The organism is Brevundimonas sp. 374 (assembly GCF_900102995.1).
Classification (GTDB): Bacteria; Pseudomonadota; Alphaproteobacteria; order Caulobacterales; family Caulobacteraceae; genus Brevundimonas; species Brevundimonas vesicularis_C.
Map to the genome: position 1 here is coordinate 83923 of NZ_FNKT01000001.1, position 26201 is coordinate 110123.

The following is a 26201-nucleotide window of genomic DNA, read 5'->3' on the forward strand; positions in this document are numbered from 1 at the left end:
CCCTTTCCCGCACGGTTCGCGGGGCCTAAGTCAGGGGGATGGATAATCCCAAGTCAGGACTGAACGCTGTCGCCGAGGCGGCCAAACAGGCGCCCGGCAAGGGGCTGCCGCCGGTCCACCTGTGGCATCCCGAGCATTGCGGCGACATCGATATCGTCATCCGGACGGACGGCGTCTGGATGCACGAAGGCTCGCCCATTGGCCGCAAGGAATTGGTGCGGCTGTTCTCGACGGTGCTGAGGAAGGACCCGGACGGCTATCACCTGGTCACGCCGGTCGAAAAGCTGAAGATCACCGTCGAGGATTTGCCGTTCCGGGCTGTCGCGATGCGTTGGGAAGGCGACGCGCTGATTTTCACCACCGATGTCGGGGACGAGGTGAGGGCGAGCGAGGCCGATCCCATCGTCGTTGAAACCGATCCCACGACGGGCGAGCCGGCGCCGCGCATCCATGTGCGACGCGATTTGTGGGCGCGCATCGCGCGGTCGGTCTTCTATGAAATGGTCGAAATGGCCCAAGAGGTCGATGGACGCTTGGTCGTTCGGTCGGGCGGCCAGGTCTTCTCGCTGGGCGCGGTGACGTGAGCCTGAAGACCTTGAAGGCGCGGCTGGTCGATCGGCTGGCGCCGGTCGAGACGTGGCGGCCTGAACTGGTCGCGGCGCGGTCGGACTTCGACCTGAACCCGCAAGCGACACGGACGGCCAAGGAACTTCGGCCGGCGGCGGTGCTGATCCCCATCGTGGCGCGGCCCGAGGGGGCCACGGTGCTACTGACGCGGCGCGCGGACACCCTGGCGCGGCATACGGGGCAAATCGCCTTCCCGGGCGGTCGGCTGGATCCTGGCGAGACCGCAGTTCAGGCGGCGCTGCGTGAAGCGGACGAGGAGGTGGCGCTGGACCCGTCGGCGGTCGAGGTGCTGGGCCTGTCGGACGCCTATGAGACGGGGACCGGATTTCTGGTCACCCCGGTGATCGGCTGGCTGAGCGAGGCGCCGGTAACGACGCCGTCGCCGGACGAGGTCGCCGAGGTGTTCGAGACGCCGTGGGACTTTCTGATGGACGCCGCCAACCATCGTCGCGACTTTTACGATCTGGATAAGGGGTTGCGGCGCTGGTTCTGGGCCATGCCCTGGGGCGAGCGCTACATCTGGGGCGTGACGGCGGGGATTTTGAAGGCTCTCCATGTCAGGCTTTATGGCGACGAGGCTGCGCCAGAGTCGGCGGCCGACGAGGACGCGGCATGAGCGTCTCTGTGAAGGGACAGCCCTGGCTGGAAAGCCAGGCGACGCAGGCGGTGATGCGGGCGCTGGAAGCGGCGGGTGGTGCGGGCTGCGCGCGGTTCGTGGGCGGCTGCGTGAGAAACAGTCTGCTGGGCCAGCCGGTCGACGACATCGACATCGCCACGCGCCTGCGGCCCGAACAGACCATGGCGGCGCTGAAGGCGGCCGGGTTGAAGGCTGTGCCGACGGGCGTTGAGCACGGCACCGTGACGGGCGTGTCGGAGCGGCGACCCTATGAGATCACGACCCTGCGTCGCGATGTGGAGACGGACGGACGCCGAGCGGTGGTCGCCTTCACCGAGGACTGGGCCGAGGACGCGGCGCGGCGGGATTTTCGTCTGAACGCCCTTTACGCCGATGCGGCAGGGACGGTGTTCGATCCGACCGGCGGCGGGTTGGAGGATGCGGCGGCGGGGCGCATCGTTTTCGTCGGCGAGGCGGAGACGCGCATCCGCGAGGACTACTTACGCATTTTGCGCTTCTTCCGCTTCTACGCCTGGTACGGGCGGGGAGAGCCGGACGCGGTCGGGCTGGCGGCGTGCGCGGCGCTGAAGGGCGGCATGGCGCAGCTGTCGGCCGAGCGGGTTTCCAAGGAGCTGTTGAAACTGCTGGCGGCGCCCGACCCGTGTGCGGCGGTGCGGGCGATGGCCGAGACCGGCGTGCTGGCCCAGGTGCTGCCGCAAGTGCAGCCGTTGCCGTTGTTCGAGGCGCTGTGTGATCTGACCGACGATCCTGTGATGCGGCTGTCGGCCTTGCTGCCAGCAAATGCGGCGGTTGTGACGGAGATCGCGGGTAGTCTGAGATTGTCGAACGCGGTCCGAGATCGGCTGGCGGCGGCGGTCGCGGACGGGCCTGCCGTTTCGCCGACGATGGGCGACGCCGAAGCACGGGCGGCGATCTACAGGTTGGGGCGCAGGGCGTTCGAGGATCGGCTGATGCGCGCCGAGGCGACCGGAGGGGGCGATGGCGCGCGGCTGCGGGCGCTGGCTGCCGACTGGACGCCGCCCAAGATGCCCGTCGGGGGGCGCGATCTGGCGCGTCTGGGCCTGACGCCAGGGCCGGAGACAGGACGGGTGTTGAAGGTGTTCGAGGATGGCTGGGTCGCTGACGACTTCCCTGCCGAGGGTCATGAAGCGCGGCTGAAGACCCTTATCGCGACTGAGCGCGGGTGAACTCGGTGATGACGGGGCGGTGGTCGGATCCTGTCGGCTCGCCCAGGCGGCGCGTGATCAGGGCCAGATCAGGCGAGCGATAGATCTGGTCGATGGTGATGCCGGCGAAGGCGGGAATCTGGCTGGGCCAGGTGCCGGGCCAGCCGGGCGCGGGGACCAGGCCCAGGTCGGACTGGATTTGTTTGCCGATTCGAGCGCTGGAGACGCTGTTGAAGTCCCCGGCGGCGATGACGGGATGGTCTGGCGCGGCCTTCATCCGCTCGGCCAGGGCCATGACCTGGCTGATCTGACCCCACTGATATTGATAGGGCCAGGGTCGGGTCAGGTGGACCCCGAAGACGTTGATCGGGCCGACGGGCGTCTGAACCGTCGCGCCTACAGCGCTGAGGCCGTCGGGACGCTCGGGCAGGCCTTGCAGGATCGGATAGCGTGAGGCGATGATCGAGCGCGCGTGGTCGCCGGCGCGCGCCTGGCCGATCAGGACGCGGTGGGGATAGTCCGGCAGCAACTGGTCCAACCTCGACGCCGGCGCCTGCCCCAACTCGACCAGCACCAGTATGTCGGCGTCGGCGGCCGCGATGGACCGGCGCATCGCTGCGACGTCGGTGTTGAACACATACAGATTGGCCGAATAGACCCGCACGATCGGCTGGTCGGGAACCGGCACGCCCTTGGTCGGCGTCCATTGCGGCCAGACCGACAGGGCCAGCACCACGCACGCCAGTCCACCGACGATCGAGGCCGGCCATAGGCGAAAGAGCAGACACACCACGGTCACGCCGAGGGCCGCCAGCAACACCGGCGATGTGAACTGCGCCAGGATATCCACCCAGCGATGGCCGATGCCGCTGAGCGCCGCCACGCCGAAAGCCGCCAAGCCCAGCAGCAGGGCGCTCGCCGTCACATTCGCCGCCAGCTTGATCAGGGTCATCGAAGACGTATCTCACGGATTGAACAGGAAGCCTCGCCCAGCGTTAAGGCGACGCTTTGGAGGGCGACATGGCCAGACGGTCGATCCGGGATATCGAGAAGATCTGGTCCAATGTCGAGGGCGTCAAGAAACTGTCGGACCGGGTCATCGGCATCGGCCCGTTCGGCATGGGGCTGGACGCCATGCTGACCTGGGTGCCGGTCGTCGGCACGGCATACACGGTCGGGACGGGCGGCTGGCTGATGCTTCAGGCCGTGCGGGCCAAGGCGACGCCGGCGACGCTGGCGCGCATGGGGGCCTATATGGCCATCGACACCGCCACTGGGACGGTGCCGATCGCAGGCGACATCGTCGACACCTTTTTTCCCGGACAGCTGATGGCGGCGCGGGCGCTGCAAAAACATATCGAAAGCACCCACTGGGTCGAGGACACCGAGGCCAATGCGCGCGCCACCGGCGACCACGAGATGCACGAGGCCCGCGTGCAAAACGACAAGACGCTGAAGCGGATCATCTATCTGCACGATTGAGATGCGCTGGCTGAGGCGGCCTAGCCATCGTTTTCTCCGCAATTAAGCCGCCTGAAATCAAGGACCTGATTCAAATCACCGACCGTCTCCCGGCCTGAGGAAGGGCTGCGCCCAGACTGATCTCCACGACAACGGAGAGAAGAATGAGCGACGATTTCAGCGCGCGTCTTAACCTGCCCTATCTGGCGGCGGGGCAGATGCAGAAGCATGTGACCCTGAACTCGGCCCTGACCCGGCTGGACGCCCTGTTGCAGACGGCGGTGGTCAGTCGCACGACGGTCATCCAGCCGGCCGATGCGTCGGATGGCGATCTCTATATCCTGCCGCAAGAGGCCGAAGGCGCAGCCTGGGCCGGGCAGGCGGCCGGCGCCCTGATGCGGTTCGAGCGCGGCGGCTGGACCGTCGTGACGACGCCGCACGGCATGATCGCCGGCGTCCTGGATGAAGGCGTCGTGGTGGTGCGGGCCGATGAGGGCTGGATCACGCTGGGGCAGCGACTGGGCGAGGTGCAGGGCCTAACGCGGCTGGGTCTCGGGACGACCGCCGACGAAGCCAATCCCCTGGCGGCCAAGATCAACGCCGCCCTGTTCACGGCGCGCGGTGAGGCGGAAGGCGGCGACGGCGACCTGCGCCTCACGCTGAACAAGACGACGGCGGGCGATGTCCTGTCGCTGCTGTTCCAGAGCGGATACGCCGCCCGCGCAGAGCTGGGTCTGATCGGCGACGACGACCTGAGCCTCAAGGCCTGCGACGACGCCGGGATATGGCGGTCGGTGTGGCGCGTGGACCGCGCGACGGGGCGTATCGGCTTCGATCAAGGCGCGGTCCGGCGCGAGACGACGCTATTCACCAGCGATGACGACTATGCCCTGCCGGCCTGGGCGCGCTGGGTCGAGGCGACCTGCGTGGGCGGTGGTGGCGGTGGTGGCGAAGGGCTGGCGGGTCCGGCTGGTGCGTCGCGTCTCGGCGGCGGCGGAGGCGGCGCCGGCGGGCTGAGCCTAGGACGCTGGTCGGCCGACGATCTGGACGGCGTCCTGACGATCACGGTCGGCGCCGGCGGGATCGGCGGCGTGTCGGGCGGCGATAGTGAGGTCGCGACAGGTGACACGGTCCTGTTGCGCGCGACGGGCGGGACCGCAGGCGGCCCTGGCGTCGGTGGAGTAGGGGGTATCGGCCAACGGCTCGCCAATCCCGGCGGGAGCTCTTCGACAACCGCGACGGCGGCGACGGGCGCAGAAACCCTCTGCGCGGACGGGCCGGGCGGAGGCGGGGCAGGCGGCGGTCTGAGCGCGGCCGGTGTCGCCTATGCCGGAGGCGTGGGCGGCGTGGGCGGCTGGTCGGGCCTTTGCGCGGCCGGCGGCTTCGCGGGCGCTGCAGGGCAGGCTTCGCCCAAGCCGCTGTTGTCGATCGTCGGCGGCGGCGGCGGGGGCGGCGACGCATCAGCGAGCGCAGCGGGCGGCCCCGGCGGCTCAGGCGCGCTGTTCGGGGCCGGGGGCGGGGGAGGCGGCGCGGGTCTGACCTTCGGCGGCCAAGGCGGTTCGGGCGCTTCGGGCGCGGTTCTGATCACGGTCGTCGGATGAGCCGGCGTGGACATCCGGCTGAGCCGGTCGAGGTGCTGGAGGCCGAGGCGTGGGAAGCGCCCGACAGCCTCAGCGACGGGGAATGGCGCGCCCAGTCCGGCTGGGACGGCCGCTGCGCCATCGAAACCTATGACGAGGAGGACGAACGATGACCCGACACAGACATGGGGCGATTCCCTTGGCGGAGGGGCGGTGGCTGTTCCGTCGGCTCTATGTCTTCGCCGTCAGTGCGGGACTGTGGGTGCTGTTGATGCGCACGGTCGGGCGGACGCCGGCTGAGATGCTGCCCAGGATCACGGACGGGCTGATGGGCCTGCTGGCCCTGATCCTGGTGCTCTATCTGGTGGCGCCGACCGCTCAGCAGTTGATCACCCTGATCGCCACCGCAAGGCTGCGGATCAGCGGAGGTCGACCATGAGCCTTCGTCTGTCCAGCCGGTCGCGGGCACGGCTCGTCGGCGTGCATCCGGCCCTGAGTGCGGTGGTCGAGGCGGCGATCGCGCGCACGCCGGTGGATTTCATGATCACCGAGGGACTGCGCTCGGCCGAACGTCAGGCCGCCCTGGTCAAGGCGGGCGCCAGCCGCACGACGCGCTCGCGCCATCTGACGGGCCATGCCGTCGATGTCGCCGCCCTGGTCGAAGGGCAGGTGCGATGGGACTGGCCGCTGTATGGCCGGATCGCCGAGGCGTTCAAGGCGGCGGCGCTCGACCTGAAGACGCCTCTGATCTGGGGAGGCGACTGGAAGACGCTGCGGGACGGTCCGCATTTCGAGCTGGATCGAAAGGCTTTTCCATGAGCGCCGGATCGATACTGCGGGCGGTGACGCCGCTCGGCTGGCTGGTGGTGGGTGCGACAGCGTTGGCGCTGGGGGTCGTGCTGCTGGGCGGGCTCGGCTTTCGCTGGGACCCGCTGAACCTGCAGCACAAGCGTCTGGAAGCCGCGCGCACTCAGGCGCGGGATGCGACTGCCGTGGCGGCGGCGCAGGCCGACGCCCGACGCATCGAGACCGAAGGCGCCGCGGCTCAGGCCCAGCGCGTCGATCACTATCACCACACCACAGGGGCGGCGGACCGGGCGACCACGGCCGCCGTCGCCCAGAGCAGGAGCGCCGAAGATGCCGACCAAACCTTGGACAACCGCCGCGCTGATCGCCTGCGCGACCATGACGGCGAACTGTGCCGCATCGCCCCTAATCTCGACGGTTGCGCCGGCGCGACTGGTCTTGCCGGAGGCGACGACACGCCCGTGCGCGCTGGCGACCCTGCCGGCTGAACCGACGGCCGGCGATCTGGACGCGGCCTATGTGCAGCGCGGCGCCCAAATCGTGGCCTGCGACGGGGCGCGGCGGCTGGCGGTCGAGACCTTGTTGGCCGAACGCGCGATGCAGGACGCGCAGATGCGACGCCGCGACTGACGCCCTGCAAAAACGACTCGGCAACTTCTGCCGCCTGGTGTGCAGGCTTGCCGGGTTGTTTCGCAAATCGCCGAGATAAGTTCAATGAAATCAATGTCGGCGTCTGGCTGGCGTCGCATTTTGGACTGGCCCCGCCCTTGCTCTCCTGAAGACCGAGCAAAACGCTCCTGACGCTAAAATGGCGTCGGACATCACACGAAGTGAACAGGAAAGCCAAAATGGCTACGAGCATCAATACGAACTACGGCGCCGCTGTCGCGCTGCAAAACCTCAATGCGACCAACGCTATGTTGGAGCGCACGCAAAACCGTGTCTCGACGGGCCTGAAGGTGGGCTCGGCCAAGGACAATGGCGCGATCTACGCCATCGCGACGACCCAGCGCGCCAACATGGGCGCCATGGATGCGGTTCGGAATTCACTTCAGCGCGGACAGTCGATCGTCGATGTGGCCCTGGCCGCCGGCGACACCATCACCGCCGCCCTGGAAGAGATGAAGTCGCTGGCCGTCAGCATTCAATCGTCGGTCGCCGGCTCGGCCGCGGAGACGTCTTACCTGGCTGATTTCAACGCCTTGGGTAAGGAAATCGACGCGGCGCTGAAGGGCGCAACCTTCGACGGCGTCAACCTGTGGAACACCACCACGGCCACCAACATCACCACCAACGTCAGCGGCGGAACCTATCAGATCGGTTTCGGAACGACCGACAAGGCAGCGGCCGCCCCGATCACGGCCGTCTCCGCCGGCACTGCTGCCCGCGCCGGCGCCACGACCGCCATCGTCGATGCGGCAATCACCGAGATCACCGCTGACCTGGCCACGATCGGCACGCAGTCCAAATCGGTCGGGCGTCAACTGACCTTCGTCAACAAGCTGCAGGACTCGACCGAGGCCGGCATCGGCAACCTGGTGGACGCAGACCTGGCCAAAGAAAGCGCCAAGCTGACCGCTCTGCAAACCAAGCAACAGCTGGGCGTGCAGGCGCTGTCGATCGCCAATCAGGGCAGCTCGATACTGCTGAGCCTCTTCCGCAACTAAGCCCGCCATTGGGCTGAAGGCTTCGCCTTTCGCCGTGTGGTGAACCCGCACAGGCGCAGACCAACTCGACGTGCACCCGGCAAATCTTGCCTGGTGCACGGACCAGCCCGGCAAGAGCTGCCGGGTCGGAAGGAGGGTAAATCAAAGGTAAACCAGTAAAATCAGTTAGTTGTAGGCTTTTGTGCGGATCAGAAATGGCCCGGCAATTGCTTCTTACTCACCGAGCAAAAAGCTCCCGGCGGCAAAACGACGCCGGAAATCACTGAAGTGAACAAGGAGGGCCAGAAATGCCCAGCATCAACACGAACTACGGCGCCGCAGTCGCCCTGCAGAGCCTGAACAAGACCAACGCCCAGCTGGAAACCACCCAAAACCGGATCAGCACCGGCATGAAGGTGTCTTCGGCCAAGGACAATGGCGCGATCTTCGCCATCGCCACCCAGCAGCGCGCCAACGCCGCTTCGCAAGACGCGACGCGTAACTCGCTGCAACGCAGCCAATCGATCACCGACGTGGCCCTGGCCGCCGGCGACACCATCACCTCCGCCCTGGAAGAGATGAAGTCGCTCGCTGTCAGCATCCAGTCGTCGGTCGCCGGTTCGGATGCGGAGACGGCCTATCTGAAAGACTTCAACGCCTTGGGCGCGGAAATCGCCACCGCGATCTCTGGCGCTTCGTTCGACGGCGCCAACAGCCTGACGACGCCTCTGGGCGTCGCCTCGGTGACGGGCCTGACGGGCGGCTCCGTCGCTCGTGCGGGCGCCACGACGGCTGCGGTCGACGCCGGCATCGCGACGGTCACGTCGTCGCTGGCGACGCTGGGCACCCAGTCCAAGTCGCTGGGTCGCCAGATCACCTTCGTCAACAAGCTGCAGGACGCGATGGAAGCCGGTGTCGGCAACCTGGTCGATGCAGACCTGGCCAAGGAAAGCGCCAAGCTGACCGCCCTGCAAACCAAGCAGCAGCTGGGCGTGCAGGCGCTGTCGATCGCCAACCAGGGCAGCTCGATCCTACTGAGCCTGTTCCGCTAAGGCCCACGGCCCGATCGCTAAGGCGGTCGGGCCAAGGCCGCATCTGATCGGTCGTCGGTTCCCGGCGCCCGGACCTGAGCAAAATGCTCACCCCGGCAAAACGCCAGGGGATCTCACGAAGTGAACAAGGAGGGCCAGAAATGCCCAGCATCAACACCAACTACGGCGCCGCAGTCGCCCTGCAGAGCCTGAACAAGACCAGCGCCCAGCTGGAGACGACTCAGAATCGGATCAGCACCGGCCTGAAAGTCTCCTCGGCCAAGGACAATGGCGCGATCTTCGCCATCGCCACGCAACAGCGCGCCAACGCCGCCTCTCAAGACGCGGTTCGCAACTCGCTGCAACGCGGTCAGTCCATCGTCGACGTGGCCCTGGCGGCCGGCGACACCATCACCTCCGCCCTGGAAGAGATGAAGTCGCTCGCGGTCAACATCGCCTCGTCCACGGGTTCGGCGAAGACGGCCTACGAGGCCGACTTCACTGCCCTGGGCAAGGAAATCAACGACGCGATCGCCGGCGCCAGCTTCGACGGGGTCAACCTGTTGAACACGGCGGCAGGCACGACCACCGACGTCCAGACGGGTTCCGGCACCTATCGCCTGGGCACCGCCACGGCGGTCAGCGCGAACACCCAACTGGCGATGTTCACGGCGGCGACGCCGAACACCGCCAACTACACCACCGCGAACGTCGATCTGGCGATCGCGGGTGTGACCAGCACCCTGGCCACCCTGGGCACACAGTCCAAGTCGGTCGGGCGTCAGATCACCTTCGTCAACAAGCTTCAGGACGCGATGGAAGCTGGCGTGGGCAATCTGGTGGACGCCGATCTGGCCAAGGAAAGCGCACGACTGACCGCCCTGCAAACCAAGCAACAGCTGGGCGTGCAGGCGCTGTCGATCGCCAACCAGGGCAGCTCGATCCTGCTGAGCCTCTTCCGCTAAGGCCCGGAGACCTCGCCGTCCCGGCGGCGGGGTCGTGGCCTTGAACCCCGAGCAAAACGCTCACCCCGGCAAAACGCCGGGGCTCTCACGAAGTGAAAAGGAGGGCTAGAAATGCCCAGCATCAATACGAACTACGGCGCCGCAGTCGCTCTGCAGAGCCTGAACAAGACCAGCCAACAGCTGGACACGACCCAGAACCGGATCAGCACCGGGATGAAGGTGTCGTCGGCGAAGGACAACGGTGCGATCTTCGCGATCGCCACGTCGCAACGCGCCAACGCCGCCTCGCAGGACGCCGTTCGCGCCGGCCTGCAACGCACCCAGTCGATCACCGACGTGGCTCTGGCCGCCGGCGATTCCGTCACTTCCGCCCTGGAAGAGATGAAGTCGCTTGCCGTCAACATCGCCTCGTCGACAGGCTCGGCGCAGACGGCCTATCTGGCCGACTACAACGCCTTGGGTCTGGAAGTCGCCTCGGCCATCTCCGGCGCGACCTTCGATGGCGTGAACAGCCTGACGGCACTGGGTTCGAACGCGGCGATCACCGCCGTGAACACCGGCAGCGTCACGGCCGCTAACGCCACCGCGGCGAACGTCGACGCCGCCATCTCGGCGACGACGAGCGCCCTGGCCACCTTGGGCACCCAGTCCAAGTCGCTGGGCCGTCAGATCACCTTCGTCAACAAGCTTCAGGACGCTCTTGAAGCCGGCGTGGGCAATCTGGTGGACGCCGATCTGGCCAAGGAAAGCGCCAAGCTGACCGCCCTGCAAACCAAGCAACAGCTGGGCGTGCAGGCGTTGTCGATCGCCAACCAGGGCAGCTCGATCCTGCTGGGCCTGTTCCGCTAAGACGCGCGGCCGGAGCGGTTTCGCGACCGCTCCGGCTGATCGTTTGTTTCTCTAGAGGGCGCAGGACGACCTGTGCGTGGAGCCATGACAGACAATGTCGCAAGATCAGTAAGCGTAGCTCAGATCCCTCCCGTTGGTCCCATCGCCGTTCAGCCTGCAACGCCCGCGCCGGCGGCCAGGAACGACAACCACGACGCCAGCCGCTTTCGACTGACCATCGAGGCCGTGGGTGACAACCGCTTCGTCTACAAGGTCCTGGATCGGGTGACGGGCGAGGTGATCCGCCAGTTGCCGCGCGAGGATGTCGAGAAGTTGAACAGCGACCCGACCTACCGCGGAGGCCGTCTGGTCGATACCGCCGTCTGACGACAGGCGAGGGCTCAAACTCTCTAACGCCGCCGGCTCGCCGGACGGCGCAATCATGGTTTCCGGCGCGTTAACCATGTGATTACGACTCATGGTTAATCCTGTAGCCCACAGAACGTCCGGGGGCTTGAAGCCATGACCACCAGCATCCACACCAACACCTCGGCGATGATCGCCCTGCAGAATCTGAACCGCACCAACGACCAGTTGGCGGCGACGCAGAGCCGGGTGAACACGGGGCTGAAGGTTCAGGGCGCGCGCGACAACGCCGCGGTCTGGGCGGTCGCGCAAGGTCAACGCGCCGACCGGGGATCGCTCGAAGCCGTCACCACCAGCCTGAACCGCGCGACATCTATCGCCGACGTTTCGCTGGCGGCCGGCGAGCAGATTTCGGACATCCTGCTGGAGTTAAAGCAGAAGGCGACCGCAGCGGCAGACCCGAGCGCCAGCGCCGCCACCCGCACGTCCTACAATGATGAGTTTCAGGCGCTGCTGAGCTCGATCGATTCGTTCGCCAACAACGCCATCTTCGACGGCGCCAACATTCTGGACGGTTCGGCGACGACGACGCTGAACTTCCTGGCCAGCGCCGACGGCGCCGAGACCATCGCGCTGGATCGTCAGAACCTGACCGTCGCTGGCCTGTCGCTGACCGGCACGACCCTGACCAGCCAGGCCAACGCCAACACGGCACTGGCCGCCGTCAACGCCGCCATCACCACCAGCAGCGCGCGTCTGGCCGAACTGGGGGCGCAATCCAAGCAAATCGAGCGCCACACCACCTATGTCGGCAAGCTCTCGGACGCGCTGGAAGCCGGCATCGGCAATCTGGTCGACGCGGACCTGGCCAAGGAAAGCGCCCGCCTTCAGGCCCTGCAGGTCCAGCAGCAACTCGGCGTTCAGGCCCTGTCGATCGCCAACCAGGCGCCGCAGGTCATCCTGTCGCTGTTCAAGGGCTGATCCGACAGCTTAACGGTTCCTTATCGACGCCCGCCGCACGATAGGGTCGGAGCCGTCTGAATGATCAACAACAGCTATCTGCTGGGTCTTTTCGGAACGACGACGGGAACGTCGTCGTCAGGCGTAACCACGACCGCCAGCACGACTGTCAAAACCAAGAAGACCCAGCCGACGGCCCCTTGGTCGTCCACGGCGACACCGGCGAAGGCCAGCGATCTGGTCCGCGCGGCTCTGGGCGGCCGCCGCCTGATCGACGAGAGCAATGTCAGCCTGGATTTGGCTGGCGTCTCCACCGACTACCGCAAGATGTTCGCCCTGTATCAGGGCCTGAACACGCTGGGCGCTCTGGCCGACCGTGCCGGCGTCAAGGGGTTGAGCGCGTCGGAAGCCGCCCTGGTGTCCAAGCGATTCGGCGAAGGCCTGGCCGAACTGTCGACCTATTTGAGCACCGCCAGTTTTGAAGACATGCGGCTGGTGCAGGGTGTGGCCCAGACCTCGGTCAAGAGCACCTATGCGCTGGAACGGGCGCCGACCAGTTTCGTCACCGCCCCCATCCACGACGGCGACCCCACCGCCTCGGTCAAGGCGTTCGAGGGTGACGTGAAGTTTTCCGTGACCGTCAAGACGGCGGCCGGGGAGCAGGCGATCGCCATGGACCTGTCCGAAATGGGCGCGGTCGATCGGTCGTTGGCCAATGTCACCGCCTATATGAACGGCAAGCTGGAGGACGCGGGCGTCGCGACGCGCATCAGCGCTCAGTTGATCCCCGCCGAGCCCAAGACGGTCAAGAGCGGAACCAAGACCATCACCCTGCCTGCCGGACCGGATCGGTGGGCGTTGAAGGTCAATGGCGGGACCGGCGAGGCCATCAGCTTCCAGGCCGTCGAAACCTCCGACGCCGTCTATGTGACGCAAGGGGTCGGCAAGACCGGCACGGCGGGCCAACTGCTGAAGTTCCAGGCCGACGGCGGCGCGGCGCCGGCCGCCCAGCAGGGCGTGGACGATCCGTTCTGGGTCGAGGGCAGGGTGGGGCACGCCAACCTTCCCGACGGCATCGCCGCGGTTAAGGCCAGCGCCGTGGCCCCGGATAGCTCCGTCTGGGTCGTCGCCGAACTGACGGCGGGCGACGCCAGCCAGCCGATCAAGGGTGCGCGCGATGTCGCCCTGATGAAATACGATTCCGCCGGCAATCTGATGCAGACCAAGCTGCTCGGCGCCGCCTCCAGCGCCAACGGCTTCTCGATCGCCATTGATGATGACGGCCGGGTTGCCCTGGCCGGATCCGTGACCGGGGCGCTGGAACCCGGCAAGAGCGGCGACAACGCGTCCGTGGCCGACAGTTTCGTTTCGGTCTTCGACAGTTCAGGCCAGGAACTGTGGACCCAGCGTCGCGGGGCCAAGGCGGCCGATGAGGCGACCGAGGTTCGCTTCGGCGCCGATGGCATGGTCTATGTCGCCGGCCGGTCGAAATCGGCCATGCCGGGCAATGCGGCCCTGGGCGGCTGGGATTCCTATCTTCAAGCCTTCCAGGAAAAGCCGATCAAGATCAACGGCCCCGACGTGGGCGTGAACGTCGCGACCGTGCAGTTCGGCACCAGCGGGGACGATTCCGTTCAGGCCATGACGGTGTCAGGAAACGACCTCTACACGGCCGGTGTCGAGAACGGGAAGGCGGTCGTGCGCCGCTTCACCCTGGACGCCGACGGCGTGCCGAGCCTGGCTTCGACGCGTGACCTTGGCTACGCCAGCGGCGCGATCGCCGGCATATCGGTTGAGAACGGCAAGGTCGTGGTGACCGGCCATACTGAAAACACCGCCCTCGATATCTTTACCGTGACCAACGTCCATGCCGGCGGCAGCGACGTCTTCATCGCCACCTTGTCGACCGACCTTCAGGTCTCTGCCAGCGACCAACTGACCTATTTCGGCGGGGCGGGCGCGGACACCGCCGCCGACGTCGCCATCAAGGACGGCAAGGTCTGGATCACCGGCACGAACCGGGCGGAAGGCGCCGGCAAGGACGACCCCACATCCGGCTATCTCGCGCAGATCGATCTGGCCACGGGCCAGGTCCAATCGAACCGAACCTGGCGCGCGGACGGCGATCAGGCCAAGCCGACCAGCCTGAGCATCGCAGCGGGCGGGGCCAGCGTGCTCGACCGCCTCGGCCTGCCTCAAGGCCAGATCATGCAGGCGGATTCCAAGCTGCTGACCGTCGCCACCTCGGCCCGCGTCGGCGATCAGTTTTCGATCAGCCCCGCAGCCGGCGGCCGCGCCGTTACCGTGACCATCGACGCCAAGGACACGCTGGAAAGCCTGGCCAAGAAGATCAACGCCGCCTCTGGCCGCCAGTTGGAAGCCAAGGTCATCACCGACCTGAAAGCCAAACCCATTGTCCAGCGCCTGGAAATCAAGACGGCGGCCAACAAGGACGGCGCCGTCATCTCCGCTGGGGCGATCGGCAAGGACGCCTTGGGCGCGCTTGGCCTGACGCCCGGTTTCGTCGGTCCGGTGAAGCCGGACAAGGACGCGATCAAGACCTATGGGCTGAACCTGTCGAACAAGCTGAACCTGAACGATCCCGCCTCGATAAAGGCGGCCATCGAATCGCTGGCTCAGGCGATGACGGCGGTCCGGTCTTCTTATCGCGCCCTCGCGCCATCGACCGGCGGCATAACCAACACACAGACCGGCAACGGCTCCTCGACCGCCTACCAGCAGACGCAACTGGCCAACTATCAGGCTGCGCTGAGCCGCCTGACGGCTTGATCGCGGTCGGGACCGGTCAAGGCGGTTGACGCCCGAGGCCGGGTCGGAGTTATTGACCTCCTCATCCGCGAAAGCCCGTTCATGGCCCTTCCGAAAGACAACCGCGTCATCCTGTTGGTCGGCGCCGGCGTGGCGATCGTCATCGCCGTCGTGCTCGCCCTGATCTTTACGGGCGGCGGCGACAAGACGACGGAAGCGCCGCCGGCGTCCAAGGGCGGTCTTGTGGTCAACCTGGCCGAGGCGCCGACGCTGGAACCGACGCGGGAACTGCGCTGCTTCGTCGATGGTCAGTTCGTCGGCATGGCGACCCTGGCGGTCTGCGCCCAGCGCAATGGACTGGCGACGGATGCTCTGGACGTCGGGCTGGACGCGACGGGCGCCTTGGCCGCCGCCCCGACCGCCGCCTTCGCCCCCCCGCCCGAACTGCCTGCCGTCGAGATGGCCCAGACCCCACCGCCGGCTTCCGTCGAACAGACGCCTGCGCCGCGTCCCACACCCGTGGCCAGCGGCAGCCCCTGCCTGCGCCACACCGGCTCCGACTGGCGCACCCTTTCGCCGAACATGAGCCTGAACGCCTGCGTTCAGGCGCTTTACGCCGGAACCTGCGTTGGACCGGGCGACGCCCAATACGGCCGCTGGGGCGATACGACCCTGCGTCTGGTGCCACGTCGGGTGGAACAGTCGAATGACAACAACCGTTTCAGGACCCTGGCCGAGCAGGATCGCAACTGCCAATTCACGGGAATGAACTGATGCGTTTCGTCGCCCTCGCCGCCGTCGCCGGGATCGCTCTGCTGGGCGCTTGCTCCAACGAACCCAAATATGAGTTCGCCGAGGGCGCCTGCTACTTCGTGGCGACGCCGGACAATGCGCCGCCGCGCCTGCAGAAGATCGCCGATGACCAGCCGCAACTTGAACAATGCGCCGCGCGGCTGGAGGAGATGCGTCTTCGCTTCCTGCGCATGGGAGGATCGAACCAGGAAATCGCCGGCGCCTATCAGGGCCGCTTCATCTTCGTGGACCGCGAGGGGGTCAAGATCGGCAAGAGCCTGAACGGCAGCCGCTTCTTCGCTATGGCCCGCACCGGCGACGGCCGTCTGGCCATCCCCGGCGCTATCCAGCGCGACGAGACGGGTCGTCCCATCGCCATCGCAGCCGACCCCGCTGCGAAGTAGGACTTGCGTGGCCAGAACGAAAGTGGAACATTCGGTTAATGCTTATCCACTGATTTAGCGGGTTTGCTGTCGAAAGGGCTGGCGATGAGCCGCCGCCCCGGTCAGACATCGGACTGAATTGACGGGGCAGGCGAAGTCGTCGCCGCCTCACACGAGAAGGAAGTTTCCATGGCGGGCAGCGTCAACAAGGTCATTCTGGTCGGCAATCTGGGGCGCGACCCCGAAATCCGCTCCATGCCCAACGGCGACCGCATCGCCAACCTGTCCATCGCCACCTCGGAAACCTGGCGCGACAAGTCCTCGGGCGAGCGCAAGGAAAAGACCGAGTGGCACCGGGTCGTCATCTTCAACGACAACATCGTCAAGGTAGTCGAGAACTATGTGAAGAAGGGCTCGACCGTCTACATCGAGGGCGCGCTCCAGACCCGCAAATGGACCGACCAGCAGGGCGTCGAGAAATATTCGACCGAGATCGTGGTCAGCCGCTTCAAGGGTGAACTGACCATGCTGGGCGGCCGTTCGGAAGGCGGCTCGTCAGGCGGTGGTTACGGCGGCGGCGGTGGTCGCGGCGATGACGACTATTCCTCGGGCTTCTCCACCGGCGGCGCCAACAAGCCGAGCGGCCCCAAGGAAAGCTACGACCTGAACGACGACATCCCGTTCTGAGACTGACTGCTTGGCTCGGCGATCGGTGCGAGCGGTCGCCAAGCCGGATTTCTGAGCGGAAACCTGAGGTCATCCAAAGTGAGCCGACGCGGCAGTCGCACCGTGCCATAGGGCGGTCATGACCGACGTCCGTTCCGAAGTTGCGCCTGCGCCCGCGCCCCTGCCCAACAGGCCTCACGCCCTGACAGGGCTGGAAATCGCCGCCATCGTGGCGATCATCGTGGTGTGGGGCGTTAACAACGCCGGGGCCAAGCTGGCGACGCAGGAGTTGTCGCCGCTGCTGGTCGGCGCCATCCGGTTCGGCATCGCCACCGCCTGTCTGATCGCCTTCGTGCGGCCGCCGTTTCCGGACTGGAAGAGCCTGATGCTGATCGTCATCATCGGCGGGCCGATCCAGTACGGCCTGGCCTACACCGCCTACTGGCTGGCGACGGACGTCAGCCCCGTGACCGTGGCCAACCAGTTGTGGATCCCCTTCACCACCCTGTTCGCCTTTCTGATCCTGGGCGAGCGGCTGTCCAAGGCGGCCTTGGTCGGAATGGGCGTGGCCTTCGTCGGCGTGGCCTGGATGACGCTGGACGCCCATGCGCTGCAGGACTGGAAGGCCATTCTGGTCGCCATCGCGGCCGGCGCCGCCTGGGGCGTGACCACAGTGGTGGCGCGTCGCACCACCTCCATCCCGCCGCTAAAGATGCAGGGTCTGCTGGCGCTGGGCGCCTTTCCCGTCATGGCCTTCGGCTCGGCGGTGTTCGAGCATGGCCAGTGGGAGGCGGTGAAGAGCGCCACGCCCATGGTCTGGGCCTCATTGCTGTGGGCGGGCGTCGTGTCGTCCGTGCTGGCGACGACCCTGCTGTTTTGGTTGGTCCAGCGGCGCGAGGCGGGGCGGGTGACGCCCTATCTGCTGGTCACGCCCGTGGTGTCGATGTTCATCGGCTGGAGCTTCATGGGCGATATCCTAACGCCGCAGATTCTGACGGGATCGGCCATCACCATGGGCGGGGTGGCCCTTGTGGCCCTGGCCGAACGGGGCTTGCGTGCGGGGGCCGCCAAGGCTTGATCTGTTCCTGATCCTATCAGGAGCCCGTCATGCATCACGCCCCCCCTCGACGCCGACCACGTCTCCCGCCGCTGGCTGGGCAAGGCGAAGCACGATCTTCCGGCGAACGAAGCCGTCGTCGTTCAGAGCACCGCCGATCGTCGCCCTGTGTCCGAAGACATCAACGAGACCTTCGACGACCGCCAAACCTTTGGAGAGAGGCTGGCCGATCGGGTTGCGGCGTTCGGCGGTTCATGGCCCTTCATCATCGCGTTTGGCGTCTTCCTGGCGATCTGGACCGGGCTGAACCTGCTGCTGCGTAAGGAAGCCTTCGACCCCTATCCCTTCATCTTCCTGAACCTGGTCTTGTCGATGCTGGCGGCGATCCAGGCGCCGGTCATCATGATGAGCCAGAACCGCCAGGCGTCAAAGGATCGGCTGGACGCGGGCAATGACTATCAGGTCAATCTGAAGGCCGAGATCGAGATCATGGCCCTGCTGGAAAAGGTCGAGCACCTGACCGCCCGGCAGGAGGAGCAGACTGAACTGATCCGCCGTCTGCTCGCACAAAAAGAGACCCGCTGAACGCTGTCCAGCGGGCCATCTTCCGTTTCGGAGAAAGACTTAGCTTGCGCTGAGCGCCGCGCAGGCCACCCGGTCGCCGGCGCCGCCGATGGGCTGGGTCGAATGGTCGTCGGGGTTGGCGTGGATGATGATGGCCGAGCCGTCGGCGTCCCACAGCCATTGGCCGGGGCCTTCGGACGAGATCCGGGCGCGGGTCGTGAACAGCTCGGCGTTCACCTTGCCGTCCGCACCGGCCCAGACGTTGGGAAGGTCGCCGTCGTCCGGCCCGGCGGCGTTCAGCAGGCCATGCGGAGCCTTGGGCTCGCCGTGGTTGATGTGGGCCCCGGACGAGGTGAACGGCGCGGCGCATTCGCCGGTCGCATGGATGTGGATGCCGTGCCAACCGGGCGTCAGGCCTGAAGCCTCGATCTTCATCAGCAGGCCGGTCGGCCCCTGACGCAGGTCGACGCGGCCGATATTGGCGCCTGAGGCGTTGATCAGAACGGCTTGCCCCGTCGCGCCGACGGGGGCGCGTTCGACGGCCGCCTGGGGCGCGTTTCCGGTCGCGGCGCAGGCGATTGTCAGGGCCAAGGGGGAGGCGAGGAGAAGGGCGGCGGCGAGGCGGGTGGCGCGCATGTCGAAAGTCCTTTCAGAGACGGGCTTTCACGGCGACGTCGCTTTGCCACCGAGGCCCTGGAATGCTAGAAATCGTCACAGCGGATCACGTTCCGATTCCGGCCGCATAAAGCCACGCTTCATTGACCGACGACAGCTACGAAAACGCCGCATCTCCGATCGTTCCGGGAGGCGGCGGCTCCGACATTTCCACGATCACGATCGAGGACGAACTGAAGCGTTCGTACCTCGACTACGCCATGAGCGTGATCGTCTCGCGCGCGCTTCCAGACGCCCGGGACGGGCTGAAACCGGTTCACCGTCGCATCCTGTATTCGATGCACGACCTGAACATGACGCCCGAGCGCAGCTATTCGAAATGCGCCCGCGTCGTCGGTGACGTGCTGGGCCGGTTCCACCCCCACGGCGACGCCTCGGTCTATATGGCCCTGGTGCGGATGGCGCAGCCTTTCTCGATGGGGCTGATGCTGGTCGACGGCCAGGGCAACTTCGGTTCGGTCGACGGCGATATGCCCGCCTCGATGCGTTACACCGAAGCCCGGATGGCCCCGGCCGCCGTCGCCCTGATGGCCGACATCGACAAGGACACGGTCGATTTCCAGCCGAACTACGACGAGAAGGAGCTGGAGCCGGTCGTTCTGCCCAGCCGGATCCCGAACCTGCTGGTCAACGGCGCGGGCGGCATCGCCGTCGGCATGGCGACCAACATCCCGCCGCACAATCTGGGCGAGGTCGTCGATGCGGCCCTGGCCCTGCTGGATGATCCCAACGTCTCCGACGACGCCCTGCTGGACATCGTGCCCGGTCCGGACTTCCCGACCGGCGGCGAGATCATGGGCCGCACAGCCCCGCGCAACGCCCTGCGCGACGGTCGCGGCTCGGTCGTCGTGCGCGGCCGCGCCTCGGTGGAGGAGATCCGCAAGGACCGCGAGGCCATCGTCGTCACCGAACTGCCCTATCAGGTCAACAAGCAGACCCTGATCGAACGCATCGCCGAAATGGTGCGCGAGAAGCGGCTGGAAGGTATTTCCGACGTTCGCGACGAATCCGACCGCCAAGGCATGCGGATCGTCATCGAGCTGAAGCGCGACGCGTCCGGCGACGTGATCCTGAACCAGCTGTGGCGCTATACCGCGATGCAGAGCTCGTTCGGCGTCAACATGCTGGCGCTGAACCACGGCCGGCCCGAGCAGATGGGCCTGCGCCAACTGCTGCAGATCTTCCTCGACTTCCGCGAGGAGGTCGTGGTTCGCCGCGTCAAGTTCGAGCTGAACAAGGCCCGTGATCGCGGCCACGTCCTGGTCGGTCTGGCCGTCGCCGTCGCCAATATCGACGAGGTGATCCATATCATCCGCTCGTCGGCCGATCCGACCGAGGCGCGCGAGCGTCTGCAGGCCAAGGCCTGGCCCGTCGGCGACATGATGGCCCTGGTCGAACTGATCGCCGATCCGCGCAGCGTCGTGATAAATGGCGACAGCCTGAAACTGACCGATGAACAGGCCCGCGCCATCCTGGCCCTGACCCTGTCGCGTCTGACCGGTCTTGGCCGCGACGACATCTTCGGCGAGGCGCACGGCCTGGCCGACACCATCCAGGGCCACCTGACCATCCTGTCGGACCGCAAGAACGTCCTGGCCATCATCCGCGAAGACCTGATCGACGTGAAGGATCGGTTCGCCGTTCCGCGTCGCACCCTGATCGGGGAAGGCGACGGCGAGATGGAGGATGAAGACCTGATCCCGCGCGAGGACATGGTCGTCACCGTCACCCATGGCGGCTACGTCAAGCGCGTGGCCCTGAACGCCTATCGGACCCAGCATCGGGGCGGCAAGGGCCGCAGCGGCATGTCGATGAAGGACGAGGACGCCATCACCGGCGTGTTCAGCGCCTCGACCCATACCCCGGTCCTGTTCTTCGCCACCAACGGCAAGGCCTACAAGCTGAAGACCTGGCGTCTGCCGTTGGGCAATCCGCAATCGCGGGGCAAGGCCTTCGTCAATCTGCTGCCCATCGAGCCGGGCGACAGCATCATGAACGTCCTGCCCCTGCCCGAGGACGAAACGACCTGGGGCGACTACGACATCATGTTCGCCACTTCGAGCGGCGACGTGCGGCGCAACAAGCTGTCGGACTTCGCCACCGTGAACCGCGCCGGCAAGATCGCCATGAAGCTGGAAGGCTCTGACCGCATGGTCGGCGTCGGCTTGTGCACGGCGGACGACGATGTGCTGCTGACGACGGCGCTGGGCCGCGCGATCCGGTTCAAGGCCGACGACGTGCGCGTGTTCAAGGGCCGGGATTCGACTGGCGTCCGGGGCGTGCGGCTGCAGGACGGCGACGAGGTCATCTCCATGGCCATCCTGGGCCGTGTGGACGCGACGCCGGAAGAACGCGCCGCCTACGTCAAACACGCTAACGCCATGCGCAAGGCCCTGGCCGGCGCGGAAGCGGAAGAGGATGCCGCGGCCCCGGTCGAGGCTGAAGACGAGGTCGCGGATGCGGCTCTGACCGTGGAGCGGATTGCCGAACTGGGCGCCGCCGAACAGTTCATCCTGACGGTCACCGAGACCGGCTTCGGCAAGCGATCCTCGGCCTACGAGTATCGTCGTACGGGGCGCGGCGGCCAGGGTTTGACGGCCCACGGTTTGGGCGGTCGCGCCGGCACGCGTCTGGCGGCGGCCTTCCCGGTCGAGGAGACGGACGACCTGCTGCTGGTCACCTCGGGCGGTCAGATGATCCGCACGCGCATCGACCAGGTCCGCATCGTCGGCCGCTCCAGCCAGGGCGTCACCATCTTCCGCACCGGCAAGGACGAGAAGGTCGTCTCGGTTGAACGTCTGCCGGAAAGCGGCGGCGCAGATGATGCCGATGTCGGCGGAGAAGACGGCGGCGAGGTCTGATCGGCCTCCGCCCAGCGGGAGAGGGGAGGGTCGTTTGAGCGCGACGATTCTGATCGACGGCCTTCCCGCCACGCCTGACGACCTGGCGCACCAGGCATTGGTCAACTACGGCGCCTACACCTCCTTCCGCGTCGAGGATGGCGCCGCGCGCGGCCTCGACCTCCACCTCGCGCGTCTGGAGCAGGCCGCCGTCGAACTGTTCGGCGAAAGCCCCGGCGAGGCGGAGTTTCGGCGTCTGATGGCGCTGGCGGTCGCCGGTCGTGACGCCTGCTGGCTGCGCGTCAGCCTGTTCTCGCCGGAGATCGGCCATCGCAACCCGACCTATGTCGGCAGACCGAAGGTGATGACCAGTGTCTCCCCTGCGCCGCCGCCGCTGGCGAACCGGGTGCGGATCACCGCTATGCCCTATGAGCGCGACGCGCCGCATCTGAAGCATCTCGCCACCTTCGGCCTGATTCGGGCCCGCCGCGCCGCGCGCGCCGCCGGGTTTGACGACGCCCTGTTTGTTGATGGCGAAGGGCGGGTCACCGAAGGCACGCTGTGGAACATCGGCTTTGTCCGGGGCGACCGGATCGTCTGGCCCCAGGCCCCGATGCTGGCGGGCGTGACCCAGGCCTTGATCACGCGCGGGCTGTCCCACGTCGGGCTGACCAGCGAAACGCGGCCGATCCGTCTCGACGAGATCGGCGCCTTCGACGGCGCTTTCCTGTGCAACAGCGCCACGCCCGTCTGCCCGATCATCGCCATCGACGATGTCTCGTTCGCCAATGACCCGGCCCTGCTCGCCAAGGTCGAAGCGGCTTGGAGCGCCCAGGCGCCGCAGCCCATCGCAGCGCATCACGATGACGAAGGCGTCAGCCGGCTAGGCCGCTGATTTCGCACCTGCTAAACGACGCTGACGCCACGCGACAGGCCGGGGAGACACGCATGCGCATCGGACTTTATCCGGGCACCTTCGACCCGGTGACGAACGGGCATACCGACATCATCAAGCGCGCGCTGAAGCTGGTCGATCGGCTGGTCATCGGCGTGGCCCAGAACGATGACAAGGGGCCGCTATTCTCCACCGCCGAGCGGGTCGAGATGCTGAAGGCCGAGATGGCGCCCCTCGGCGGCGACATCGTGGTCCAGCCGTTTTCTACCCTGCTGATGCATTTCGCCGAAGAGCTGGACGCCAGCGTCATCATCCGGGGGCTGCGCGCCGTCGCCGACTTTGAATACGAGTTCCAGATGACGGCCATGAACCAGCGCCTCAATCAGGACATCGAGACCGTATTCCTGATGGCCGATCCGCGCCATCAGGCGATCGCCTCGCGGCTCGTCAAGGAGATCGCCCGACTGGATGGCGCGATCGACAGTTTCGTCAGCCCCGCCATCGCCGAGCGCGTGCGGGCCAAGGTAAAGAACGGTTAGGGTAGACAAGACCATGCGTAAGGCCATCATCGCAGCGACCGTCGCCGCTCTTCTCGCGGCTGGCGCGGCCCAGGCTCCGGCTGTGGCGCAGACGGCGCCGGCGGCGTCCGACTGGCGGACCATTGCGCCGGAAAACCTGCTGGTTATCGATACGTCGAAGGGCCGGGTGCTGGTCGAACTGATCCCCGTCGCTGCGCCCAACCATGCGGAACGCATCCGCACCCTGGCCAACCAAGGCTTTTACGACGGTCTGAAGTTCCATCGCGTCATCCCTGATTTCATGGCGCAAACTGGCGATCCGAAGGGCACGGGTGAGGGCGGCAGCGAGCTGCCGGACCTGAAGGCCGAGTTCAGTTTCCGTCGTGGGCGCGACGCCGGCTTTGTCGCGGTGCCCAGCGTCGGCGCGGGCGTGCGCGGTCTGGTAGGCGATCTGCCGGTCCAGACCCAACCCGACGCCCAAATGATGGTCACCGCCGACTTCAAGGTCGACGCCCACGGCCTGTTCTGTCCCGGCGTGCTGGGCATGGCCCGCTCGGGTTCGCCTGACAGCGCCAACAGCCAGTTCTTCCTGATGATGGGCGCGCGCGAACAGCTGGACGGCATCTACACCGCCTTCGGCCGGGTGGTGTCCGGCCTCGACGTGGTCGGCAAGCTGAAGAAGGGTTCGGACGCCGAGGACGGCAAGGTGACCGATCCCGACACCATGACCCGCGTCCGCATGGCCTCGGCCCTGCCCGAAGCCGAGCGTCCGACGGTGCGCGTGCTGAACGCCGGCAGCGCCGCCTTCGCCGAACGGATCGCCACGGCGCGCGCCGCGCGCGGCGCCGCCTTCAGCGTCTGCGATGTTCAGCCGGTCGCCGAAGTGACTGGCGGCTGAGGCTTTCGCAAACGGGGGAGGGGATGATGACGATACGAACGATGGCGATGGCGGCGGCCGTGCTGGCTGCCACGGCGGGCGCCGCCCTGGCGCAAGACGCGACCGCCGTTCCCGCGCCTCCGCCGCCGCCCGGTGAATGGAGGACCATCGCGCCCGAGAACCTGCTGGTCATCGACACCAACAAGGGGCGGGTTCTGGTCGAACTGGCGCCCGAGATCGCGCCCGCCCATGTCGAACGCATCAAGTTGCTGGCGTCGCGCGGATTCTTCGACAACCTGGTCTGGCACCGGGTGATCGACTGGTTCATGGCCCAGACCGGCGATCCGCTGGGCACGGGCGAGGGGCAGAGCTGGTATCCCGACCTGAAGGCCGAGTTCACCTTCCGCCGTGGCGCGGACATGGCCTTCACTCCGGTGGCGGCTCCGGTCGGCGCCTTGGTCGGTTTCGTCGATTCCATCCCGGTCCAGACCCAGCCCGACGCTTTGATGTCCGGCACCAGCGACAAGAAGGTGCACGGTTGGGCGCTATATTGCCCGGGCGTCGCGGGCATGGCGCGTGACGAGGGCAATGACACCGCCAACAGCCAGTTCTTTCTGATGCGTCAGGCCTATCCCGCGCTGGACAAGCGCTACACCGTCTGGGGCCGGGTCGTGTCCGGTCTGGACGTCGTGCGATCGCTGAAGGCCAGCGACACGCCGGATGGTCTGGTCCAGGGACCGGATCAGATGACCCGCGTTCGCGTGGCGTCGGATCTGCCCGCGGCCGAACGTCCGACGGCGGCCGTGCTCAACACCAACTCCGCCACCTTCCAGACCCTGGCGCAGCAGGCGCGTCAGGCGCGTGGCGCGGATTTCTCGGTCTGCGACATCGAACTGCCGGTGCGCGTCACGCCGGCGGCCTGATCAGGCGGCGGGGGCCGGCCGCCCCCGTCCGCGCCGACGACGCCGTCCCCTCGGCGGCTTCTTGTCTTCGCGCATCCGTTGCAGCAGCAGGCCTTCGCGCAGGCCGCGATCCGCGACCCGCACCCGCTCCGACGGCCAGGCGCGTTGCACGGCCTCCAGGATGGCCGCGCCCGCCAAAACGAGGTCCGCCCGATCGGGACCGATGCAGGCCTCGCGCGCCCGGCCGTCCGGGCCCAGCGCCTTCAGGCGATCCGCCGCCGCCTCGCAGTCGGCGCGCGTCATCCACAAGCCATCGACCCGGTCTCGATTGTACCGCGGCAGATTCAGATGAATGCCGGCCAAGCTGGTGATCGCGCCCGATGTGCCGACCAGATGCGCCCGGTTCTGCCGAAACAGGTCCAGCATCGGTTCGTCGACGATCCCGCCCGCTGCAATAGCCGCGCCCATGTCGGCGACCATCGCCTCGTACCAGTCCTCGCCGGAGTTCGGGGGCTCGGGATGCCGCTCGGCCAAGGTCACGACCCCCACCGGCGCCGACATCCAGGCGGTGGTCGTCCAGTCGGTCCCGCTGCGCTTCAGCCACGACATCTCGGTCGAGCCGCCGCCGACATCGATGACCAGCACCGCCTCGGCCTTGGGGTCGATCAGGTTCAGGCATCCCTCGACCGCCAGCCGCGCCTCTTCGGCGGGATCGATGATCCGCAGGCGCAGGCCCGTGCCCTTGCGCACCCGGTCGATGAAGTCGGCGCCGTTCTCGGCCGCGCGGCAGGCCTGGGTGGCGACGGCGCTCAGTCGCGCCGAATCGACGCCCTTACGCACGATCCGCTCGGCGCACAGGGCCAGGGCGTCATACGCCCGGTCCATGGCGCGCGGGTCCAAAAGGCCCGTCCGCGACAGCCCTTCGCCCAGCCGCACGATGCGGCTGAAGCTGTCGACCACGCGAAAGCCTTCGCGTGACGGCCGCGCGATCAGCAGCCGGCAATTGTTGGTCCCCAGATCGAGCGCGCCATACAGCGGCGCATCTCGACCCGACGCATCCCGCGAACGGGAAGGCTGGGACCGCTCGTCGCGCCATCGGGGCGCGCCGTGGGTCTCCGGCATGGGCCGTCATCCGTTGTGGGCGGTCCAAAGCGGCGCCCGTCTTGGTCAGCCTAACCCGTCAAGATCG

The 26201-nt window shown here is 66.9% G+C and carries 30 protein-coding genes; 27 read left to right on the forward strand and 3 right to left on the reverse strand.

The genetic code is table 11. The features are described from left to right. Nucleotides 1-38 precede the first annotated feature (38 nt). Genes BLR19_RS00345 through BLR19_RS00355 form a run of 3 tightly spaced genes read left to right on the forward strand, consistent with a single transcriptional unit; the run spans nucleotide 39 to nucleotide 2451 of the window. Nucleotides 39-584 carry a DUF1285 domain-containing protein gene (locus BLR19_RS00345; protein ID WP_091745891.1) on the forward strand — a complete coding sequence of 182 codons (546 nt, stop codon included), beginning with the start codon at nucleotides 39-41 and terminating at the stop codon, nucleotides 582-584. Then, on the forward strand, nucleotides 581-1243 hold the full coding sequence (locus BLR19_RS00350; RefSeq protein ID WP_091745894.1) for a CoA pyrophosphatase: 663 nt from the start codon (nucleotides 581-583) through the stop codon (nucleotides 1241-1243). Before BLR19_RS00345 ends, BLR19_RS00350 begins: the two co-directional genes overlap by 4 nt. Next, entirely contained in the window at nucleotides 1240-2451 is a 1212-nt protein-coding gene (locus BLR19_RS00355; protein ID WP_091745897.1) for a CCA tRNA nucleotidyltransferase, read from the forward strand. The genes BLR19_RS00350 and BLR19_RS00355 overlap by 4 nt, the downstream gene beginning before the upstream one ends. On the opposite strand, the gene BLR19_RS00360 is transcribed toward BLR19_RS00355, so the two are convergent. Continuing rightward, the gene (locus BLR19_RS00360) at nucleotides 2429-3382 is read right to left on the reverse strand and encodes an endonuclease/exonuclease/phosphatase family protein (protein WP_091745900.1); all 954 of its coding nucleotides are present in this window, start codon (nucleotides 3380-3382) and stop codon (nucleotides 2429-2431) included. The genes BLR19_RS00355 and BLR19_RS00360 overlap by 23 nt on opposite strands. A 68-nt stretch (nucleotides 3383-3450) precedes the next feature. Between BLR19_RS00360 and BLR19_RS00365 the strand changes: the two genes are divergently transcribed. From BLR19_RS00365 to BLR19_RS00450, 19 genes are all read left to right on the forward strand, one after another. After that, complete coding sequence (locus tag BLR19_RS00365) at nucleotides 3451-3912, forward strand: DUF4112 domain-containing protein (RefSeq protein WP_091748990.1); 462 nt, start codon at nucleotides 3451-3453, stop codon at nucleotides 3910-3912. Between the two features lie 143 nt (nucleotides 3913-4055). Further along, on the forward strand, nucleotides 4056-5492 hold the full coding sequence (locus BLR19_RS00370; RefSeq protein WP_091745903.1) for a DUF2793 domain-containing protein: 1437 nt from the start codon (nucleotides 4056-4058) through the stop codon (nucleotides 5490-5492). Further along, nucleotides 5489-5644 (forward strand): hypothetical protein, encoded by a 156-nt coding sequence (locus BLR19_RS14735; RefSeq protein ID WP_176758241.1) that lies wholly within the window; start codon nucleotides 5489-5491, stop codon nucleotides 5642-5644. The genes BLR19_RS00370 and BLR19_RS14735 overlap by 4 nt, the downstream gene beginning before the upstream one ends. Continuing rightward, nucleotides 5641-5910 (forward strand): hypothetical protein, encoded by a 270-nt coding sequence (locus tag BLR19_RS00375; RefSeq protein ID WP_255366342.1) that lies wholly within the window; start codon nucleotides 5641-5643, stop codon nucleotides 5908-5910. The genes BLR19_RS14735 and BLR19_RS00375 overlap by 4 nt, the downstream gene beginning before the upstream one ends. Further along, a complete protein-coding gene (locus tag BLR19_RS00380) occupies nucleotides 5907-6290 on the forward strand; it encodes a M15 family metallopeptidase (RefSeq protein ID WP_091745908.1) in 384 nt (127 codons plus the stop codon). The genes BLR19_RS00375 and BLR19_RS00380 overlap by 4 nt, the downstream gene beginning before the upstream one ends. Then, on the forward strand, nucleotides 6287-6766 hold the full coding sequence (locus BLR19_RS00385) for a hypothetical protein (RefSeq protein ID WP_176758242.1): 480 nt from the start codon (nucleotides 6287-6289) through the stop codon (nucleotides 6764-6766). Before BLR19_RS00380 ends, BLR19_RS00385 begins: the two co-directional genes overlap by 4 nt. Then, nucleotides 6717-6908: a hypothetical protein gene (locus BLR19_RS00390; protein WP_091745911.1), complete on the forward strand. Its 192-nt coding sequence runs from the start codon at nucleotides 6717-6719 to the stop codon at nucleotides 6906-6908. The genes BLR19_RS00385 and BLR19_RS00390 overlap by 50 nt, the downstream gene beginning before the upstream one ends. A gap of 218 nt (nucleotides 6909-7126) precedes the next feature. Then, complete coding sequence (locus BLR19_RS00395; protein ID WP_055808061.1) at nucleotides 7127-7945, forward strand: flagellin; 819 nt, start codon at nucleotides 7127-7129, stop codon at nucleotides 7943-7945. Nucleotides 7946-8232: 287 nt separating this feature from the next. Beyond that, complete coding sequence (locus BLR19_RS00400) at nucleotides 8233-8976, forward strand: flagellin (protein WP_055753191.1); 744 nt, start codon at nucleotides 8233-8235, stop codon at nucleotides 8974-8976. 140 nt (nucleotides 8977-9116) lie between these two features. Beyond that, nucleotides 9117-9920: a flagellin gene (locus BLR19_RS00405; RefSeq protein ID WP_066629912.1), complete on the forward strand. Its 804-nt coding sequence runs from the start codon at nucleotides 9117-9119 to the stop codon at nucleotides 9918-9920. Between the two features lie 111 nt (nucleotides 9921-10031). Continuing rightward, entirely contained in the window at nucleotides 10032-10769 is a 738-nt protein-coding gene (locus tag BLR19_RS00410; protein WP_055753193.1) for a flagellin, read from the forward strand. An 84-nt stretch (nucleotides 10770-10853) separates the two neighbouring features. Further along, entirely contained in the window at nucleotides 10854-11135 is a 282-nt protein-coding gene (locus tag BLR19_RS00415; RefSeq protein ID WP_200932932.1) for a FlaG family protein, read from the forward strand. Between the two features lie 135 nt (nucleotides 11136-11270). Beyond that, complete coding sequence (locus BLR19_RS00420) at nucleotides 11271-12095, forward strand: flagellin (RefSeq protein WP_055753194.1); 825 nt, start codon at nucleotides 11271-11273, stop codon at nucleotides 12093-12095. A 60-nt stretch (nucleotides 12096-12155) separates the two neighbouring features. After that, nucleotides 12156-14864 (forward strand): glycoside hydrolase family protein, encoded by a 2709-nt coding sequence (locus BLR19_RS00425; RefSeq protein WP_091745913.1) that lies wholly within the window; start codon nucleotides 12156-12158, stop codon nucleotides 14862-14864. A gap of 81 nt (nucleotides 14865-14945) precedes the next feature. Beyond that, complete coding sequence (locus tag BLR19_RS00430) at nucleotides 14946-15617, forward strand: hypothetical protein (RefSeq protein WP_055753196.1); 672 nt, start codon at nucleotides 14946-14948, stop codon at nucleotides 15615-15617. After that, nucleotides 15617-16039, forward strand: coding sequence for a hypothetical protein (locus tag BLR19_RS00435; protein ID WP_091745916.1), 423 nt, complete (start codon nucleotides 15617-15619; stop codon nucleotides 16037-16039). The genes BLR19_RS00430 and BLR19_RS00435 overlap by 1 nt, the downstream gene beginning before the upstream one ends. A gap of 168 nt (nucleotides 16040-16207) precedes the next feature. Continuing rightward, on the forward strand, nucleotides 16208-16705 hold the full coding sequence (gene ssb, locus BLR19_RS00440; protein ID WP_017504124.1) for a single-stranded DNA-binding protein: 498 nt from the start codon (nucleotides 16208-16210) through the stop codon (nucleotides 16703-16705). Nucleotides 16706-16823: 118 nt separating this feature from the next. Further along, a complete protein-coding gene (locus BLR19_RS00445) occupies nucleotides 16824-17762 on the forward strand; it encodes a DMT family transporter (protein WP_091745919.1) in 939 nt (312 codons plus the stop codon). A gap of 147 nt (nucleotides 17763-17909) precedes the next feature. Next, complete coding sequence (locus tag BLR19_RS00450) at nucleotides 17910-18326, forward strand: DUF1003 domain-containing protein (RefSeq protein WP_255366345.1); 417 nt, start codon at nucleotides 17910-17912, stop codon at nucleotides 18324-18326. Between the two features lie 39 nt (nucleotides 18327-18365). Here the strand turns inward: BLR19_RS00450 and BLR19_RS00455 are convergent, their stop codons facing one another. Beyond that, complete coding sequence (locus tag BLR19_RS00455) at nucleotides 18366-18941, reverse strand: superoxide dismutase family protein (protein ID WP_091745925.1); 576 nt, start codon at nucleotides 18939-18941, stop codon at nucleotides 18366-18368. A 122-nt stretch (nucleotides 18942-19063) separates the two neighbouring features. On the opposite strand from BLR19_RS00455, the gene gyrA reads away from it, so the two are divergent. The 5 genes from gyrA to BLR19_RS00480 are packed head-to-tail and all read left to right on the forward strand — an operon-like array spanning nucleotide 19064 to nucleotide 25033. Continuing rightward, on the forward strand, nucleotides 19064-21841 hold the full coding sequence (gene gyrA / locus BLR19_RS00460; RefSeq protein ID WP_091745927.1) for a DNA gyrase subunit A: 2778 nt from the start codon (nucleotides 19064-19066) through the stop codon (nucleotides 21839-21841). A gap of 34 nt (nucleotides 21842-21875) precedes the next feature. Next, on the forward strand, nucleotides 21876-22715 hold the full coding sequence (locus tag BLR19_RS00465; RefSeq protein WP_091745930.1) for an aminotransferase class IV: 840 nt from the start codon (nucleotides 21876-21878) through the stop codon (nucleotides 22713-22715). A 53-nt stretch (nucleotides 22716-22768) separates the two neighbouring features. Further along, nucleotides 22769-23254 carry a pantetheine-phosphate adenylyltransferase gene (gene coaD, locus BLR19_RS00470; RefSeq protein WP_017504115.1) on the forward strand — a complete coding sequence of 162 codons (486 nt, stop codon included), beginning with the start codon at nucleotides 22769-22771 and terminating at the stop codon, nucleotides 23252-23254. 13 nt (nucleotides 23255-23267) lie between these two features. Continuing rightward, a complete protein-coding gene (locus tag BLR19_RS00475) occupies nucleotides 23268-24131 on the forward strand; it encodes a peptidylprolyl isomerase (RefSeq protein WP_091745933.1) in 864 nt (287 codons plus the stop codon). Nucleotides 24132-24157: 26 nt separating this feature from the next. Continuing rightward, on the forward strand, nucleotides 24158-25033 hold the full coding sequence (locus BLR19_RS00480; protein ID WP_217431764.1) for a peptidylprolyl isomerase: 876 nt from the start codon (nucleotides 24158-24160) through the stop codon (nucleotides 25031-25033). Here the strand turns inward: BLR19_RS00480 and BLR19_RS00485 are convergent, their stop codons facing one another. Next, a complete protein-coding gene (locus tag BLR19_RS00485; RefSeq protein WP_091745939.1) occupies nucleotides 25034-26134 on the reverse strand; it encodes a Ppx/GppA phosphatase family protein in 1101 nt (366 codons plus the stop codon). It lies immediately after the preceding gene. Nucleotides 26135-26201: the final 67 nt, after the last annotated feature.

Bases quoted from the DNA above. Each gene is read 5' to 3' on its own strand.
- BLR19_RS00345 (WP_091745891.1), top strand. From the start codon at position 39: ATGGATAATCCCAAGTCAGGACTGAACGCTGTCGCCGAGGCGGCCAAA.
- BLR19_RS00355 (WP_091745897.1), top strand. From the start codon at position 1,240: ATGAGCGTCTCTGTGAAGGGACAGCCCTGGCTGGAAAGCCAGGCGACG.
- BLR19_RS00360 (WP_091745900.1), bottom strand. From the start codon at position 3,382: ATGACCCTGATCAAGCTGGCGGCGAATGTGACGGCGAGCGCCCTGCTG.
- BLR19_RS00365 (WP_091748990.1), top strand. From the start codon at position 3,451: ATGGCCAGACGGTCGATCCGGGATATCGAGAAGATCTGGTCCAATGTC.
- BLR19_RS00370 (WP_091745903.1), top strand. From the start codon at position 4,056: ATGAGCGACGATTTCAGCGCGCGTCTTAACCTGCCCTATCTGGCGGCG.
- BLR19_RS14735 (WP_176758241.1), top strand. From the start codon at position 5,489: ATGAGCCGGCGTGGACATCCGGCTGAGCCGGTCGAGGTGCTGGAGGCC.
- BLR19_RS00375 (WP_255366342.1), top strand. From the start codon at position 5,641: ATGACCCGACACAGACATGGGGCGATTCCCTTGGCGGAGGGGCGGTGG.
- BLR19_RS00380 (WP_091745908.1), top strand. From the start codon at position 5,907: ATGAGCCTTCGTCTGTCCAGCCGGTCGCGGGCACGGCTCGTCGGCGTG.
- BLR19_RS00385 (WP_176758242.1), top strand. From the start codon at position 6,287: ATGAGCGCCGGATCGATACTGCGGGCGGTGACGCCGCTCGGCTGGCTG.
- BLR19_RS00395 (WP_055808061.1), top strand. From the start codon at position 7,127: ATGGCTACGAGCATCAATACGAACTACGGCGCCGCTGTCGCGCTGCAA.
- BLR19_RS00400 (WP_055753191.1), top strand. From the start codon at position 8,233: ATGCCCAGCATCAACACGAACTACGGCGCCGCAGTCGCCCTGCAGAGC.
- BLR19_RS00405 (WP_066629912.1), top strand. From the start codon at position 9,117: ATGCCCAGCATCAACACCAACTACGGCGCCGCAGTCGCCCTGCAGAGC.
- BLR19_RS00410 (WP_055753193.1), top strand. From the start codon at position 10,032: ATGCCCAGCATCAATACGAACTACGGCGCCGCAGTCGCTCTGCAGAGC.
- BLR19_RS00415 (WP_200932932.1), top strand. From the start codon at position 10,854: ATGACAGACAATGTCGCAAGATCAGTAAGCGTAGCTCAGATCCCTCCC.
- BLR19_RS00420 (WP_055753194.1), top strand. From the start codon at position 11,271: ATGACCACCAGCATCCACACCAACACCTCGGCGATGATCGCCCTGCAG.
- BLR19_RS00425 (WP_091745913.1), top strand. From the start codon at position 12,156: ATGATCAACAACAGCTATCTGCTGGGTCTTTTCGGAACGACGACGGGA.
- BLR19_RS00430 (WP_055753196.1), top strand. From the start codon at position 14,946: ATGGCCCTTCCGAAAGACAACCGCGTCATCCTGTTGGTCGGCGCCGGC.
- BLR19_RS00435 (WP_091745916.1), top strand. From the start codon at position 15,617: ATGCGTTTCGTCGCCCTCGCCGCCGTCGCCGGGATCGCTCTGCTGGGC.
- ssb (WP_017504124.1), top strand. From the start codon at position 16,208: ATGGCGGGCAGCGTCAACAAGGTCATTCTGGTCGGCAATCTGGGGCGC.
- BLR19_RS00445 (WP_091745919.1), top strand. From the start codon at position 16,824: ATGACCGACGTCCGTTCCGAAGTTGCGCCTGCGCCCGCGCCCCTGCCC.
- BLR19_RS00455 (WP_091745925.1), bottom strand. From the start codon at position 18,941: ATGCGCGCCACCCGCCTCGCCGCCGCCCTTCTCCTCGCCTCCCCCTTG.
- coaD (WP_017504115.1), top strand. From the start codon at position 22,769: ATGCGCATCGGACTTTATCCGGGCACCTTCGACCCGGTGACGAACGGG.
- BLR19_RS00475 (WP_091745933.1), top strand. From the start codon at position 23,268: ATGCGTAAGGCCATCATCGCAGCGACCGTCGCCGCTCTTCTCGCGGCT.
- BLR19_RS00480 (WP_217431764.1), top strand. From the start codon at position 24,158: ATGACGATACGAACGATGGCGATGGCGGCGGCCGTGCTGGCTGCCACG.
- BLR19_RS00485 (WP_091745939.1), bottom strand. From the start codon at position 26,134: ATGCCGGAGACCCACGGCGCGCCCCGATGGCGCGACGAGCGGTCCCAG.